A 15,812-nucleotide genomic window follows, 5' to 3' on the forward strand; every position below is an offset into this window, starting at 1 on the left:
TCGTGGGAATCGTGCTACGAGCGGAAGAGCCGCGAATACTGCGACTCGTGGCGCGCCGACAGAATGCCGAGCTGCGGCGCGAACGTGTTGAGGTCGTCACGCGAGGTCGCGAGCGCGCGCGCGACGGCCGCATCGATCGGCTCACGCAGCGCGACGATGATGCGTTGCCCCGCGAGTTGGCCGAGCGGCACCGCCTTCAACGCGGCGGCGGCCTGGTTCTCGACCCAGCTGAACGCATAGGCGGCGAGCGCGGCATCGACCGGAGCATCGTGCGCGTGAGCGGCGAATGCGAACGCGCTCGGCTGCGCGAGTGGCGTCAGCGACGCGAGCGTTTCGCGCCTCGCCACGTCGCCCCATTCGAGCGACACACACAGCTGTCGCAGCGACCAGCCCATCTGCTCCGTTTCGCGGCGCAATTCGGCGGACTCGCGACTCGCGAGGAATTCGGCGTTGGCGTCGGCGAGTTCCACGGCGTCGTGCGTGCGCCAGCGTTCAATCTGCTGCGCGAGGAACGGCAACTCGCCGCGCGCGAGCACGTCGGTCAGGCCGCGTTCGATCCATATGCGCGCGGAGTTGGCATCGGTGATGAGCTGCGCTTCAATCGCCGCTTCGAGACCCTGCGAATAGCTGAACGCGCCAATCGGCAGTGCTGGCGACGCGAGATGCAGCAGCGCGGTGAATTCAGCGATGCGCATGACGATGCGGGTGGTGTCCATGTCCGCACGATTCGTCGTGCACGTGGTCATGGTCGTGATCGTGCGAGTGCGAAGAGCCATCATGGGCATGAGCATGCTCATGCCCATGATGCTCACCAAACACCTGCTGCGCGATCGCATAGTCCTCGGCGAACGTCTCGTCGTGCCCATGCTTATGTCCACCGCCATACGCCCCGGCTTCAGGCTGAAACGGCAGCGACACCTGCTCGACCGTCGCGCCGATGCGCTTGAGCATGTCGGCGAGCACCGGATCGTATTCGAGTTTCAGATAATCGGCGCCCACTTCGACCGGCGCATGACGATTACCGAGGTGATAGGCGGGCGCGCGTCAACGTCAACGCGTCCGATGCGCGTACGACAAGCACGGCTTCATCAGCCGCAACGACACGCACGAGCCCGCCATCATCGGCGACGAGCACGTCGCCATCGCGCAGCACGGTGCCGCGCGGCAACAGCAATGCGACTTCCTCGCCGTCATCGAGCGTCGCGGCAAGACGGCTCTTGCGACGTTCATCGAACGCGAGCGTCAAGGTCGGCGCGCGCTTGACGAGTACCGGCGCGATCTTCAGATGCGGCGCGAGAAGTTTGTTCAGTGTACGCATGATCAGAACAGGAAATAGCGTTGCGCCATCGGCAGCACGGTGGCCGGATCGCAGGTCAGCAACTGGCCGTCGGCGATCACCTGATAGGTTTCCGGATCGACGCTGATGTTCGGGCGCCACGCGTTGTGAATCATGTCGGCCTTCGTCACGTTGCGGCAGTTCTTCACCGCGACGATGCGCTTGTGCAAACCATAGCGTTCGGCCACATTCGCATCGGCGGCCAACTGCGACACGAAGGTCAGCGACGTGCGGCCCAGCGCTCCGCCGCGGGTCGCGAACATCTCGCGATAGTGCACGGGCTGCGGCGTCGGAATCGATGCATTCGGATCGCCCATCTGCGCCATCGCGATCATGCCGCCCTTCAGGATCAGCGACGGCTTGATGCCAAAGAACGCCGGCTCCCAGAACACGAGGTCGGCCCACTTGCCCGGTTCGATCGAACCGACTTCATGCGCGATGCCGTGCGTGATCGCCGGATTGATCGTGTACTTCGCGACATAGCGTTTCGCGCGGAAATTGTCGTGACGCGCGTTGTCCTCGGGCAGCGCGCCGCGTTGCACCTTCATCTTGTGCGCGGTCTGCCACGTGCGGATGATCACTTCGCCGACGCGGCCCATCGCCTGCGAATCCGAAGAAAGCATCGACAGCGCGCCGAGATCGTGCAGGATGTCCTCGGCGGCGATCGTCTCGCGGCGAATCCGCGATTCGGCGAACGCGATGTCTTCGGCAATCGACGGATCGAGGTGATGGCACACCATCAGCATGTCGAGATGCTCGTCGAGCGTGTTGACCGTGTAGGGCCGCGTCGGATTCGTCGACGACGGCAGCACGTTCGCTTCGCCGCACACCTTGATGATGTCCGGGGCGTGGCCGCCGCCCGCGCCTTCGGTGTGATACGTGTGGATCGTGCGGCCCTTGAACGCGGCGACGGTCGCTTCGACGAAGCCCGCTTCGTTTAGCGTATCCGTGTGGATCGCGACCTGCGTGTCGGTATCGTCGGCGACGCCAAGGCAGTTGTCGATCGCCGCGGGCGTCGTGCCCCAGTCTTCGTGCAGCTTCAAACCGATCGCGCCCGCGGCGATCTGTTCGGTCAGCGGGGCCGGCTGGCTCACGTTGCCCTTGCCGAGAAAGCCGAGGTTCATCGGATAGCCGTCGGCCGCTTGCAGCATGCGTTCGAGATGCCATGGCCCCGGTGTGCAGGTGGTCGCATTCGTACCGGTCGCGGGGCCGGTGCCGCCGCCGAGCATCGTCGTCACGCCGCTCGCGAGCGCTTCCTCGATCTGCTGCGGGCTGATGAAGTGGATGTGCGTATCGATGCCGCCCGCGGTCACGATCAGCCCTTCGCCCGCGATCACTTCGGTGGCCGCGCCAATCGCGATCGTCACGTTCGGCTGGATGTCGGGATTGCCGGCCTTGCCGATCGCCGCGATGCGGCCGTCCTTGATGCCGATGTCGGCCTTCACGACGCCCCAGTGATCGAGGATCACCGCGTTCGTCACGACGGTATCGACGACCTCGGCATGCACGCGCTGCGACTGGCCCATGCCGTCGCGAATCACCTTGCCGCCGCCGAACTTGACCTCTTCGCCGTAGGTCGTGAAGTCGCGCTCGATCTCGATCAGCAGTTCGGTGTCGGCGAGGCGCACGCGGTCGCCGGTGGTGGGGCCGAACATCTCCGCGTACGCGCGGCGGCCAATGCGTAGTGTCATGGTGTGGGTCCGGAATGAGCTACAAGCGAGCGACAGGCAAGGCAAGGCGGAGCAGGGCGGTCGAAACGCCAGGGCGCGGGCAGCGCATCACAGCTTGCCCATCACCTTGCCGTTGAAGCCGTAGACGATGCGCTCGCCGGCCAGCGCGACGAGTTCGACCGTGCGCTCCTGACCGGGCTCGAAGCGCACCGCGGTGCCCGCCGCGATATTCAGGCGAAAGCCGCGCGCCGCTTCGCGATCGAACGACAGCGCGTCGTTCACCTCGTAGAAATGATAATGCGAGCCGATCTGCACGGGACGGTCGCCGGTATTCGACACGACCACCGTGACCGTCGCGCGGCCCGCGTTCAGTTCGTGCTCGCCGTCGTCGATGAGGAGTTCGCCGGGAATCATGGGGCCTGCCTTGACGAAGAGGAGTTCAGGGAATCGGGTGATGGACGGTGACGAGCTTGGTGCCGTCGGGAAACGTCGCTTCGACCTGGATGTCGGGGATCATCTCGGGCACGCCCTCCATCACGTCGGCGCGCGTGAGCAGCGTGGTGCCATAGTGCATCACCTCGGCGACGCTCTTGCCGTCGCGTGCGGCTTCCATCAGCGCGGCGGTGATGAAGGCGACCGCCTCCGGATAGTTCAGCTTGAGGCCGCGCGCGCGGCGCCGTTCGGCGAGCAGCGCGGCGGTGAAGATCAGCAGCTTGTCCTTCTCGCGAGGTGTCAGCTTCATCGGGTGTGGGTCTCGGCGTTTGATGTGTCGTGGCGGCGTCGTGGTCGCGTCGCGGAGACGGGGTCCTGGCGTCGCGCGATCAGCCGGTCACGGTATCAAGTCCGGCTAACGGCGCGCTTACAACTACGTTTGCGACCGCGCATGCCACCGCGTCTGCAAAATTACAGGTCGGCGGGCAGCGGTGCGCCGAACCACTTCTTCGACATCGCACCGAGCGTGCCGTCGTGTTTGGCCTGGGCGATCGCGGCATCGACCTTCTGTTGCAGGCGCGGCTCGTTCTTGTTCATGCCGACGAAGCACGGCGAGTTCTTGATCACGAACTTCGGCTCCGGACGGCGCGGCGGATTTTTCGCCAGGATCGCGGCCGCGACGATGTTGCCGGCCGCGATCAACTGCACCTGGCCGGACAGGAACGCGGCGATCGTCGCGTTGTTGTCCTCGAAGCGCTTGATCGTCGCGTTCGGCGCCATCTGCGTGAGACCGATTTCTTCGAGCGCGCCGCGCGTCGCGCCGACGGTCTTCCCGGTGAGATCGGCGGGACCGCTCACCTTGATGTCGGCGGGACCGAACACGCCCTGGTAGTACGGCGCGTACGCGCTCGAAAAGTCGATCACCTTCTCGCGCTCGGGCGTTTTGCCGAGCGACGAGATCACGAGGTCGACCTTGCCCGTTTGCAGATACGGAATGCGGTTCGCGCTGTTGACCGGCACGAGTTCGAGCTTCACGTTCATCGCTTTGGCGAGCAGCGCGGCCGTGTCGATGTCATAGCCCTGCGGCTTCATGTCGGGGCCGACCGAGCCGAACGGCGGATAGTCCTCAGGCACGGCGACCTTCAGCACGCCGGTCTTGGCGATGTTGTCGAGCGTGTCGGCGTGCGCGGGGCCCGCATGAAACGCGAGATCGGCGACGATGGGCAGGGCGAGCAATGCGGCCAGCAAGGCGCGGCGCGCGGAGCGGGAGGGAGTGCGGGTCATGGGCGTGAGCAGTGGTGGTGTCGTGGGTGTCGGGTCGTCGCTGGCTTCATCGTGGCCGGCCGCGAAGTGGCGAGTGCCATGCAAGCTGTGTGCCATCCCTCTGCCGCGTGGCGCGGCGGCGTGCTACGCCAGTTCGCGCACATGGTTGGGGCGTGCGCGTGCGCCGCCTTGGTGCGCAAAGAGCGTGATGAAGACGACAGCGGGAAGCGCGCTGTCAGGTCGACCAGATCCGCAACGGCACCGCCGCGACACCATGCACGACCGGCCGCAATTGCAGCCAACAGCGCGTGAGCGCGTGCTGCAGCGTTTCCATCGAGCGCGACACCGCGCGCACGAGCAGCACGCCGTTCGTCACGCACGAGGCGGCCGCTCGCAACGTGTCGTCGAACGGCAGTTGCGCGCTCAGCGATTCGGCGAGCGCATCGTCGCAAGCGGCGCCTACGGCCCACAGCGTGCCATAGGCCGGAAAGCCGGCGAGCCCCTGCGGCGCGTCGCGCAGCGGATCGTCGGCGGTGAGGCTCGCGCGTTCGAACCACAGCAGCTCGCCATTCGCGCCGACGATGCGCGACACCGCGCGCAAGCTACCCGCCGACCAGCGTTCGCCGGCCGCCTGGCGTCCGAGTTGGGTCGCGTCCCAGCCGATTGCGCTCGCGCCGTCGGCGAGCGTCAGCGAAAAATCGAGGTGCGCGTTCGCGTGATCGAACACGATGTTGTTCTGCGGCAGCCAGTCGAGCTTCGCGTGCTCACCGACACGCAGCGCGATGCGCTGCCGCGCCGCGCGGCCGTTCGACTTGTACCACTTGGTTGCGCCCGGCGTCGTCAGCACCGCATGCGTTTGCGCGGCGAGCGTGATGTCGATGTCGAGCTGATCGCCACCCGCGACGCCGCCGGGCGGATGCACGATCACCGCGTGACAGATCGCCGGGCCTTCCGGATAGAGCGGCCGTTGCACGCGCAGCGGTCCGTCGTGCAGCCGGTGCGCTAGCGTCGTGCGAGCGTCGCCGCCGACGAAGCCGAGTTCGAGTCGCGCGCGCCACGGCGTGTGCGCGGCGGCGAGCGTGGCGTGGTTTTCGTGAAGCGACATGCGGATGGAGGGGGGAATCGGCGTGCGACGAGGATAGCACGCGTGTCGAAGCGCGGAAGCCGCGGCAGCGGCTACGACGCGGTACTCTCGGGCGAGGCTTCGGTCACCGACAGCACCTTGATGCCCTCCCACTGCGGATGCAACAGTCGCAGCAACGCAAGGATCGCGCGGGGGGTGTTTTCCTGGACGGTCAACGAGTCGCTGCCTGTCTGGATTGCTTTCTTGCCATGTTGGCAATACTGATATTCGACGTGAACCGTCACGGACATGCTTTTCTCCCTCGATGTTGTGTCGCCGACCCAGGCCGTATCGCGGCGGCCTCTAGGGTACGAGTGTCGCCTCGGCGTGATCGTCCACACCCCGTTCCGCGCGATTGATGAATCCGCAGTCGAGCAATAGCTGACAGAAAGCTTCCGGCGAACACGACGGCCCGGTCGTCCCGGCCATTCTCGCGAGAACGTCGGGGAACGACGCGAGCACGTGCCAGCTGTCGTAATACGCGTGCAGCTGCGGCGCGAGTTCGTTGCCGAGCTTCTCCCAGCGCACCGACAGCATGCCCACCGTACCGCCGCTGTCCACTTCGAATAGACCAAAAGTGACCGCCGACACGACGTTCATCACCCTGCAATAGGAGGCTGGGTTTCTGTAAAACTCGCGTCTGACCTGCTTGTTGTCGTCCATGGTGTCCACCTCGTCGAACCGTTGCGGCGTTGCCTAGCCTGTGTAACGGTTGCGCGGCGGATAACTTGAGCTCGCTTACACGGCAATCAACCCCCTTACTCCGTCCGCATCCATGTTCGCCCCCTCGCCGCCCGCGACGATCTCGCCGCGACTCATCACCCAATAACGATCGGCGATCGCTTTGGCGAAGTCGTAGTACTGCTCGACCAGCAGCACCGTCATGCCCATGTCCTCGACGAGCTGCCGCAGCGTGCGGCCGATGTCGTGAATGATCGACGGCTGGATGCCCTCGGTCGGCTCATCGAGGATCAGCAGTTGCGGCTCGCTCATCAGCGCGCGGCCGATCGCGAGCTGTTGCTGCTGACCGCCGGAGAGATCGCCGCCGCGCCGATTGCGCATGTCCTTCAGTACCGGGAAAAGCTCGTAGATGCGCTCGGGGATTGTCTTCGGCGCCTTTCTGCTCGCGGCGCCCACCAGCAGATTTTCCTCGACGGTGAGGCGCGGAAAGATATCGCGGCCCTGCGGCACGTAGGCGAGCCCCTGAGCGACGCGGGCATGGGTCGGCAGTTTCATCAACTGTTCGCCGCGCCATGCGATCGCGCCGCTTTTCGCGGGCACGACGCCCATCAGGCAGCGCAGCAGCGTGGTCTTACCGACGCCGTTGCGCCCGAGCAGCACCGTCAGCTTGCCGTCGGGCACCGTGAGCTTCACGTCGCGCAGAATATGGCTGCCGCCGTAGTATTGGTTCAGTCGGTCTACTTCGAGCATTGTTCAGTCGTCCTGTCGGGTTGACGATGCGGTGCCGCTTCCAGCAGCAATCAGCGGCCTAGATAAGACTCGATCACCGTCTCGTCGCGCTTGACTTCGTCGAGCGTGCCGTGCGCGAGCACGCGGCCTTCGGCCATCACCGTCACCTTGCCTGTGTCGCCCGCGAGCGCCGCGACGAACTCCATGTCGTGCTCGACGACCATCATCGAGCAGGTGCCACGCAGGTGGTTGAGCAATTCGGCGAGTTGCATCGTTTCGTCATCGGTCATGCCGGCCGCGGGTTCGTCGAGCAGGAGCAGCGCCGGTTGCTGCATCAGCAGCATGCCGATTTCGAGGCGCTGCTTCTGGCCGTGCGATAGCTCGCCGGCGAGCCTTCGCGCTTCGCTTTCCAGCCCGATCAGCGCGAGCGTTTCCTCGATGCGGGCCTGCGCGTCGCCATCGAGCCGCGCGCGCAGCGACGCCCACCAGCCCTTGTCGGTCTTCATCGCGAGTTCGAGGTTTTCCCACACCGGATGCTGCTCGAACACGGTCGGCTTCTGGAACTTGCGGCCGATGCCGGCGCGCGCGATCGCCGGTTCGTTCATGCGCGTGAGATCGATCGACTGGCCGAGAAACACCTTGCCGTGATCGGGCGCGGTCTTGCCCGTGATCACGTCCATCATCGTCGTCTTGCCCGCGCCGTTCGGGCCGATGATGCAGCGCAGTTCGCCCGCGTCGATCGCGAGCGACAGCGCGTTCAGCGCGCGAAAGCCGTCGAAGCTGACCGTCACGTCTTCGAGGTAGAGGATCGTGCCGTGCGATACGTCGATCTCGCCGGGCACGACCGCGTGTCCCATGCTCGCGACGCCGCTCAGCGAGCGTTCCGGTGGTGCTTCGGGTAAAGCCAGATCGGGAACCATCGGGTTTTCGTTCATCAGCGGTTCCTTTTGCGCGTCAGCAGATCGGCGAGCCCCATGATGCCGTTCGGCAGCAGCAGCGGCACCAGCACGAAGATCAGGCCGAGAAAGAACAGCCAGTATTCGGGGAAGTTCGCCGTGAAGAAGCTCTTCGCACCGTTCACGGCGAACGCGCCGATGATGGGGCCGATCAGCGTGCCGCGTCCGCCGACCGCCACCCAGATCGCCATTTCGATCGAGTTGCCCGGCGACATCTCGCCCGGATTGATGATGCCGACCTGCGGCACGTACAACGCGCCCGCGATGCCGCACAGCACCGCCGACACGGTCCACACGAACAGCTTGTACGCGAGCGGGCTGTAGCCGAGGAACATCAGCCGCGTTTCGCCGTCGCGCACCGCGGTCACCACGCGGCCGAGCTTCGACGTGACGATCGCGCGCGCGCCGATGAACGCGGCGATCAGCACCGCGAACGTAATGAGCAGCAATGCGGCGCGCGTGCCCTGATGCGTGATCGGAAAACCGCCGATGCGCTTGAAGTCGGTAAAGCCGTTATTGCCGCCGAAGCCCGTCTCGTTGCGAAAGAACAGCAGCATCGCGGCGAAGGTCATGGCCTGCGTGATGATCGACAGATAGACACCCTTCACGCGCGAGCGGAACGTGAAGAAGCCGAATACCCACGCGAGCACGGCGGGTACCAGCACGACGAGCAAGAGCGCGTAGCCGAGATGTTGCGTGCCCTGCCAGTACCACGGCAACTGGTGCCAGTCGAGAAACACCATGAAGTCGGGCAGATCGCTGCCGTACTTGCCATCGTGGCCGATCGCGCGCATCAGGTACATGCCGATCGCGTAGCCGCCGAGCGCGAAGAACAAAGCGTGACCCAAACTCAGGATGCCGCAGTAGCCCCACACCAGATCGAGTGCGAGCGCGGCGATCGCATAGCACATGAACTTGCCGGTCAGCGTCATCGCATACGCGGACAGATGCAAGGCGCTCGTCTCCGGAATCACCAGCGCGGCGAACGGCACGCCGAGGCCGAACACGATGATCAGCGCGATCAGCGCGAGCCACGCGCGACGCGACAACAGCGCGGGCCGCGGTGGCAGGCCGAGCGCGAAGCCGGTGTTGGAGTCGCGCGCGCCGCCAGCGCCAGCGGCACCGGCGCGCGCCGACGAAGCGGAAGCGGGGTCTGCCGATGAAGTAGCCGATGTCATCTCATGCCTCCGCGCTACGGCCCTTCAAGGCGAACATGCCCTGCGGACGCTTCTGGATGAACAGCACGATCAGCACGAGCACCGCGATCTTCGCGAGCACCGCGCCCCAGAACGGTTCGATCGCCTTGCTGACGAGCCCCAGCCCGAAGCCGCCGAGCACGGTGCCCGCGAGCTGGCCGACGCCGCCGAGCACGACCGCCATGAACGAATCGATGATATAGCTCTGGCCGAGGTCCGGCCCGACATTGCCGATTTGCGACAGCGCGCAGCCGCCGAGCCCCGCGATACCCGCGCCGAACGCGAACGCATACGAATCGACGCGCGCGGTCTTCACGCCGACGCACGCGGCCATGCGACGGTTCTGCGTGACCGCGCGCACGAACAGACCCAGCCGCGTGCGCGTGAGCACGGCCCACGCGATCGCGACGACGATCAGCGAGAACGCGAGAATCGCGAGCCGGTTGTACGGCAGGATCAGATTCGGCAGCACGGTGACGCCGCCGCTCATCCACGACGGATTGACGACCTGGACGTTCTGCGCGCCGAACAGCATGCGGGTGGCCTGAATCAGGATCAGGCTCACGCCGAAGGTGGTGAGCAGCGTTTCGAGCGGGCGGCCGTACAGGTGCTTCAGCACGAGCCGTTCGAGCACGATGCCGACCAGCGCCGCCGCGACGAACGCGGCCGGTATCGCGAGTAGTGGATACCAGTCGAACGCGTTAGGCGCGAAACGCTGAACGAGGTTCTGCACGACATAGGTCGCGTACGCGCCGATCATCAGGAATTCGCCGTGCGCCATGTTGATCACGCCGATCAGGCCATATGTGATGGCGAGGCCGAGCGCGGCGAGCAGCAGCACGCTGCCGAGCGACAGTCCCGCGAACAGCGTGCCCGCGATCTGGCTGCGGCGCTGGATCGCATCGAGCTCATCGATGCCGCTTTGCGCGGCCGCGCGCACGCGTTCGTCGGCTTCGGCAAACGTGCCGTCGGCTTTCTTCGCGACCAGCGGGCGCAGCAGTTCGTTCATTTCGAGGTCGTGGCGCGCGGCGACCAGTTGCACCGCTTCGAGGCGCCTGGCCGGATCCGGGTCGTGCAATGCGCTCATCGCCCACAGCGTGTCGAGACGTTTCTTCAGAGCGGGATCGGTTTCTTTGGCGCGCGCCGCGTCGACGAGTGGCTTGATCGACGGATCGGGGTTGCGCAGCAGCGCATCGACGGCGGCTGCGCGTGTCGCCTGGTCGGGCGAGGCGAGTTGCAGACCCGACAGCGCGCCCGCCACTTTCGAGCGCAGCAGGTTGTTCAGCGTGACCGGTTGCGCGTCGCTCGTGGCGACGGGCTGGCCGGTGACGGCATCGCGGGTGGCGTCGCCGTCCTGCAGCAGTACCGCGCCTGCGTCGGTGGCGAGCGCGTTGTCGTCGGCGAGCGCCTTGAGCACCGCGAGCGACGCGGCATCGTGCGTCGAGATCAGCTTGTCGATTGCGGCGGACTTCGCCTCGAAGTCGTCGCCCGCGAGCGGCGCGACGTCGGCCTGGGTCAGCGCGAATGCGGCGCCCGGCGCCGCGGCGAGAAGGACCGCGAGCGGCAGCAGGAGCGTCGCGCCGCGTCGTCGTACGGAAGTCGGAAATGAAAACGCCATGATGGCCTTTTGCACTGGGTTGAATCGATGACCCGCTCGAGAGCGCGAGGGCGTCGCGTCAGACGTCGCCGCCGCTTCAGCGGGACGTTGCCGCGCATTGGCGTGCGCGGTCACGCCGCGCGACACAGCGAACGCGCGGCGGCGGCGCGAAGCGCAGGGCGTCCGGGTTACGCGCGAGCCGCGCGCGCGTCGGCACGCAGGTCGCGCGTCGCGACCGGAGCGGCGATACCCGCGCGCCACACCGCGGCCGGCGAGCCGCAACGAGGCTCACGCCGACACGTCATGCGACGCGCGAGCGCCGCAGGAACGCCGGAATCGAGCTGACCACATCCGGCTTGCCAGCATTGCCGGCGATGAACGGGCTCCACGGTTGCGCGCGAATCGGTCCCTTGGTGTGCCACACGACGTTGAACTGGCCATCCGCGCGTACCTCGCCGATCATCACCGGCTTGTGCAGATGGTGGTTGCCGTCCATCTCCAGCGTGAAGCCCGACGGTGCGGCGAAAGTCTGGCCGACCATCGCGACGCGGACCTTGTCGACGTTGGTGCTCTTTGCTTTCTCGACCGCCTGCTTCCACATATGCATGCCGACGAAGGTCGCTTCCATCGGATCGTTGGTCACGCGCTTCGTGCCGCCCGGCAGGTTGTTGTCCTTGACCCACGTGGCCCATTGCTTCTTGAACTTCTCGTTGGTCGGATTGCGCAACGACATGAAGTAGTTCCAGGCCGCGAGATTGCCGACGAGCGGCTTCGTATCGATGCCGCGCAGCTCCTCTTCGCCGACCGAGAACGCGACGACCGGCACATCCGACGCCTTCAGCCCCTGGTTGCCGAGCTCCTTGTAGAACGGCACGTTCGAATCGCCGTTCACGGTCGAAATCACCGCGGTCTTGCCGCCTTGCGAAAAGGTCTTGATGTTCGCGACGATGGTCTGATAGTCGCTGTGACCGAACGGTGTATAGACCTCCTGAATGTCGGCTTCCTGCACGCCCTTCGATTTGAGGAATGCGCGCAGGATCTTGTTGGTCGTGCGCGGATACACATAGTCGGTGCCGAGCAGGAAGAAGCGCTTCGCGGCGCCGCCTTCGGCGCTCATCAGGTATTCGGTCGCGGGAATCGCCTGCTGGTTCGGCGCGGCGCCCGTATAGAACACGTTGCGCGACATTTCCTCGCCTTCGTACTGCACCGGATAGAACAGCAGGCCGTTCAGTTCCTCGAACACCGGCAGCACCGACTTGCGCGACACCGAGGTCCAGCAGCCGAACACGACCGCGCACTTGTCCTGCGTCAGAAGCTGGCGCGCCTTCTCGGCGAACAGCGGCCAGTTCGACGCCGGGTCGACGACCACCGGCTGGATCTGACGGCCCATCACACCGCCGTTCTTGTTGATGTCGGCGATCGTCATCAACGCGGTGTCTTTCAGCGACGTTTCGGAGATCGCCATCGTGCCGGACAGCGAATGCAGGATGCCCACCTTGATCGGGCCGCTATCGGACTGCGCGTGCGCGAACGGCACACGGCCCGCGAGCGCGAGCGCGCCGGACATGGAGCCGAACTTCAACAGACTGCGACGTTTCATGTGCTTTCCCCTTGTCATTGATGGTCACTATTTATGAGCGTCGATTTCAGCCAGCCTGGCTGAGCTCGCACGACTAGCCAATCGTCTTCTGCAAGGCACATGCCATGTGACACATTCGGTGCGATGCGCGTGCGATGCCCGTTGCGGCGCGGCTATCGGCGCGAGGGCGGCGCGTCGGGGCATCGATGCCGCGGCGCGAAAGTGGTGCAGTCGCGCGCGCCGCGCCTCGTTCGGGTGCGTGTCGCGCCGCGACGAAGCGCACTTCGCCGCCAGCGAAGCGCCGCTGGCGCGCGCTGGGCATCGGCGGTGCATGGGCGGCATCGGCACGCCGCGTCTTTGTGCATGTCGTGCGCTCTGCCTACTCTGGATGGCCACTGATGCGGAACAAGGAGGCTCGACATGAGCGAACGCGCCGCGGGTGCTCGCGAGCGCGAAGGGGATGTATTACACGACGCACGATGGCCGCGCGAGCTTAGCCAAGAGCAATGATTGAGTCGATCAATTCCGCGCCACCCTCGATGTCTTCGTGGCCAATAAAACGAGACACTTCCATATGCCCATCGCCGAATACATCAATTTCGACGCGCTGGCCGACCACGGTGATGGAAAGAAGCACGCTACCCAGTCGTTGTCGGCTTAAGGAATAGTGAATTTTGGCATCGTCAAGCTTGTCGAGCAGGTCATACAGTGGATGAGGCATGGCTGTCGTCCTATTTCTTGAATCTTCCGTCATTGAGTAGCTTGAGCGCCTTCCGGGCATCTTTTACCCCGTCCTGCGCATCGCTCCGAATATCGTCCAGTGTTGAGTTTAGGTATTGGCCAGGAAACTCACGCAACACGACCCTTTGCACTCTGCTGAAATGATGTCGCATGCATACATGTCGCCGCGACTGCCAATACCGGCCAGATACGCGGCGTCACCACTCACCGCGTCCTGCCTATACTCGAACGGCTCTGCATCGCCGAGCAGCGTTAAGGTGAGCCCATCATTGGCCAGGCCGCTGCCATTTGCGCTATCCGCGTCACTCTCAGCGGCCGGCGCACCGACCATGTCGACAGCCGCTTCGAGCAGGGCGCCCACGTCGCTGCTACCGACATGCATTGCTGCGCGTGCGGTTGTCAACCCCGTTTGCCGTGTGGCCGGATGATACGGGCCGACCAACATGGGTCCGCCGTTCGTGAGATCGACTGCCCTCGCCGCGAGAGTCCTGATTGGCGTGACGTGTGACTGCGAAAACAGGTCGGTACGACGCCCCTTAATGGCAAGCAGGGAGCCCCTGCGCACCTCGTCGAGAAGCGCACTGATAACCCACCAGCCATCTGTCTCGGGGTTCCGGTCCCGCACATTATGAAACCACAGCCAGCGATGCTTCATGATGCGCTCGACCAGCCCCCGGTCCTCCCCCCAGTCGCGACAGTTCAGTTCGGCAATACCGAGAAATTCCCGCGTATCTACTTTGGCCTTCTCGGCGTCCGCTGCCTTGCGCAGGCACGCCTTGTAGTGCCACTCGTCACAGATCACATAACATGCACCCAGAGGCCTATGGCAGAACATGTCCAACGAGTGCATCTCGAATACTGACAAGGACATAGGCGTGCCGACGATCTATTTGAAGGCGCTGCCCGGATCGGCAGCGATCAGATAATCACCGCGCGATCGGTTGTCCGTATATGGGCGACGGCCCAAAATTTCCGCTTGCTTTTGCCAGCGTGCGCAATAGTCATCAGTCGGCAGGGACGTCCACGAACAACCGTTAGTCCCTGCTCAATGATGGGCTGAACGTTCGCTCACAAAAAACAAAACACCCCACAAGCCGTCGATCTTGCGGGGTGTTCGCCACCATTTCTGGCGTAGCGCCAACGAAAAGCGGCGCAAGGACCGTCAGCCCTTGCGCCGCTTCAACGCGCTACCTTCGCGCCGAATCTCAGTAAGTCGGAACCGACGGATCGACCTGACGCGACCACGCGTCGATCCCGCCTTGCAGATTGAACACGTTGGTGTGTCCGCGCGATTCGAGGAACATCGCGACCTGCGCGCTGCGCGCACCGTGATGGCAGATGCAGACGATCTGCGCGTCGTCATCGAGTTCTTCGCTGCGCGCGGGAATCTCGCGCATCGGAATCGACACGATGCCGGCGATCGACGCCGTTTGCAGTTCCCACGGCTCGCGTACGTCGAGCAGCACGGGTGCGGGGCGCGAGGTATCGGCGAGCCATTCGGCGAGTGCGGGAGCGGTCAGGTTTTGCATCAGCGAGACATCCAGTTCGTGGGACGGCGGCTTACTCGCCGCCCGTCCAGATCAACAATACAGCGCGAAGCGCAGCGAAAAAGAGCCGCTTAGAACCTGAACCGCGCCGGCTGCACCGCGTTGGCGAGCGGCTCGACATAGGTTTCGAACACGTCGGAGATGCGGTATTGCTTCTCGTCGATGCGCGTGATGATTTGCGCCTTCATCACCGGCGCGCTGCCGACGAACGCCGCGAGACGGCCGCCGACCTTCAGCTGTTCGAGGATTTCCTGCGGCAGCACCGGCAGACCGCCCGACACGCAGATCACGTCGTACGGTGCCGCGCCGGTCCAGCCGCGCGCGGCGTCGCCGGTCGCGACTTCGACGTTCAGCACGCCGTTGGCGATCAGGTTGCTCTTCGCGAACTCGGCCAGTTCCGGTTCGATGTCGACGGTCAACACGTGTTGCGCGCGATGCGCGAGCAGCGCCGCCATGTAACCCGAGCCCGCGCCGATTTCCAGCACGCTTTCGTGCTTCTTCACCGCGAGTTCCTGCAGCACGCGCGCCTCGACGCGCGGCGCCAGCATGTGCTGGCCGGCCGGCAGCGGCACTTCGAAGTCCGCAAAAGCCAGGTCGCGGTAAGCGGCGGGGACGAAATTCTCACGTTTGACGATCGACAGCAGATTCAGCACGTCCTGGTCGAGCACTTCCCAGGGGCGGATCTGCTGTTCGATCATGTTGAAACGCGCTTGCTCGATGTTCATGGTGGATTCGGCGGTTTTGGTTTGGCGAGCGGGCGGCGGTTGCCGCAGACTTTTGTCCTGACCCGGCCCCGGCGGATTGCCGGCGGCCGCGGCTTCGGAGCAAGGCATTCGCATCGCAAGCCGCGTCAGGGGAACTGCGGGATTGTACCAAATGGCGGACTCGCGCCGGCCGCTCGCGGACAAGCGCCAGGTCGGGCGGCCCCCGTGTTAATCCCTAGCGATCCGTCCTTGCGATTC

Annotated in this window: 17 protein-coding genes and 1 pseudogene; all 18 read right to left on the reverse strand. The window is 64.9% G+C overall.

Annotation, left to right across the window (positions count from 1 at the left end; genetic code table 11):
* Nucleotides 1-14 precede the first annotated feature (14 nt).
* The 18 genes and pseudogenes from OKW29_RS38985 to OKW29_RS39070 all read right to left on the reverse strand — a co-directional run bounded on the left by OKW29_RS38985 (nt 15) and on the right by OKW29_RS39070 (nt 15,575).
* On the reverse strand, nt 15-695 hold the full coding sequence (locus OKW29_RS38985; protein WP_429295009.1) for an urease accessory protein UreF: 681 nt from the start codon (nt 693-695) through the stop codon (nt 15-17).
* Nucleotides 682-1,318 (reverse strand): annotated as a pseudogene (gene ureE, locus OKW29_RS38990) (urease accessory protein UreE). The gene OKW29_RS38985 and the pseudogene ureE overlap by 14 nt, the downstream one beginning before the upstream one ends.
* 2 nt (nt 1,319-1,320) lie before the next feature.
* Nucleotides 1,321-3,027: an urease subunit alpha gene (gene ureC, locus OKW29_RS38995; RefSeq protein WP_187611811.1), complete on the reverse strand. Its 1,707-nt coding sequence runs from the start codon at nt 3,025-3,027 to the stop codon at nt 1,321-1,323.
* 87 nt (nt 3,028-3,114) lie between these two features.
* On the reverse strand, nt 3,115-3,420 hold the full coding sequence (locus OKW29_RS39000) for an urease subunit beta (protein WP_018419648.1): 306 nt from the start codon (nt 3,418-3,420) through the stop codon (nt 3,115-3,117).
* A 25-nt stretch (nt 3,421-3,445) separates the two neighbouring features.
* On the reverse strand, nt 3,446-3,748 hold the full coding sequence (gene ureA / locus OKW29_RS39005; protein WP_008923043.1) for an urease subunit gamma: 303 nt from the start codon (nt 3,746-3,748) through the stop codon (nt 3,446-3,448).
* A 161-nt stretch (nt 3,749-3,909) separates the two neighbouring features.
* Nucleotides 3,910-4,722, reverse strand: a complete 813-nt coding sequence (locus OKW29_RS39010) for a transporter substrate-binding domain-containing protein (protein ID WP_429295010.1) — start codon at nt 4,720-4,722, stop codon at nt 3,910-3,912.
* 214 nt (nt 4,723-4,936) lie between these two features.
* Complete coding sequence (locus OKW29_RS39015) at nt 4,937-5,806, reverse strand: urease accessory protein UreD (RefSeq protein WP_429294637.1); 870 nt, start codon at nt 5,804-5,806, stop codon at nt 4,937-4,939.
* 71 nt (nt 5,807-5,877) lie between these two features.
* Entirely contained in the window at nt 5,878-6,075 is a 198-nt protein-coding gene (locus tag OKW29_RS39020; RefSeq protein WP_184059700.1) for a hypothetical protein, read from the reverse strand.
* Nucleotides 6,076-6,127: 52 nt separating this feature from the next.
* Nucleotides 6,128-6,487, reverse strand: coding sequence for a hypothetical protein (locus tag OKW29_RS39025; RefSeq protein ID WP_429294638.1), 360 nt, complete (start codon nt 6,485-6,487; stop codon nt 6,128-6,130).
* Between the two features lie 75 nt (nt 6,488-6,562).
* Entirely contained in the window at nt 6,563-7,255 is a 693-nt protein-coding gene (gene urtE / locus OKW29_RS39030; RefSeq protein WP_429294639.1) for an urea ABC transporter ATP-binding subunit UrtE, read from the reverse strand.
* A gap of 50 nt (nt 7,256-7,305) precedes the next feature.
* Nucleotides 7,306-8,169, reverse strand: coding sequence for an urea ABC transporter ATP-binding protein UrtD (gene urtD / locus OKW29_RS39035; RefSeq protein WP_429294640.1), 864 nt, complete (start codon nt 8,167-8,169; stop codon nt 7,306-7,308).
* Complete coding sequence (gene urtC, locus OKW29_RS39040; RefSeq protein ID WP_429294641.1) at nt 8,169-9,368, reverse strand: urea ABC transporter permease subunit UrtC; 1,200 nt, start codon at nt 9,366-9,368, stop codon at nt 8,169-8,171. The genes urtD and urtC overlap by 1 nt, the downstream gene beginning before the upstream one ends.
* 1 nt (nt 9,369) lies before the next feature.
* Nucleotides 9,370-11,004 carry an urea ABC transporter permease subunit UrtB gene (gene urtB, locus OKW29_RS39045; protein WP_429294642.1) on the reverse strand — a complete coding sequence of 545 codons (1,635 nt, stop codon included), beginning with the start codon at nt 11,002-11,004 and terminating at the stop codon, nt 9,370-9,372.
* Between the two features lie 280 nt (nt 11,005-11,284).
* Nucleotides 11,285-12,583, reverse strand: a complete 1,299-nt coding sequence (urtA, locus tag OKW29_RS39050; protein WP_429294643.1) for an urea ABC transporter substrate-binding protein — start codon at nt 12,581-12,583, stop codon at nt 11,285-11,287.
* 472 nt (nt 12,584-13,055) lie between these two features.
* The gene (locus OKW29_RS39055) at nt 13,056-13,283 is read right to left on the reverse strand and encodes a hypothetical protein (protein WP_184020941.1); all 228 of its coding nucleotides are present in this window, start codon (nt 13,281-13,283) and stop codon (nt 13,056-13,058) included.
* A 108-nt stretch (nt 13,284-13,391) separates the two neighbouring features.
* Complete coding sequence (locus tag OKW29_RS39060) at nt 13,392-14,174, reverse strand: hypothetical protein (RefSeq protein WP_429294644.1); 783 nt, start codon at nt 14,172-14,174, stop codon at nt 13,392-13,394.
* A gap of 334 nt (nt 14,175-14,508) precedes the next feature.
* Nucleotides 14,509-14,832, reverse strand: a complete 324-nt coding sequence (locus OKW29_RS39065) for a rhodanese-like domain-containing protein (protein ID WP_018419659.1) — start codon at nt 14,830-14,832, stop codon at nt 14,509-14,511.
* Nucleotides 14,833-14,921: 89 nt separating this feature from the next.
* Complete coding sequence (locus OKW29_RS39070; RefSeq protein WP_429294645.1) at nt 14,922-15,575, reverse strand: protein-L-isoaspartate O-methyltransferase family protein; 654 nt, start codon at nt 15,573-15,575, stop codon at nt 14,922-14,924.
* Between the last annotated feature and the right edge of the window lie 237 nt (nt 15,576-15,812).

Source organism: Paraburkholderia sp. CI3 (assembly GCF_050436505.1).
GTDB lineage: Bacteria > Pseudomonadota > Gammaproteobacteria > Burkholderiales > Burkholderiaceae > Paraburkholderia > Paraburkholderia tuberum.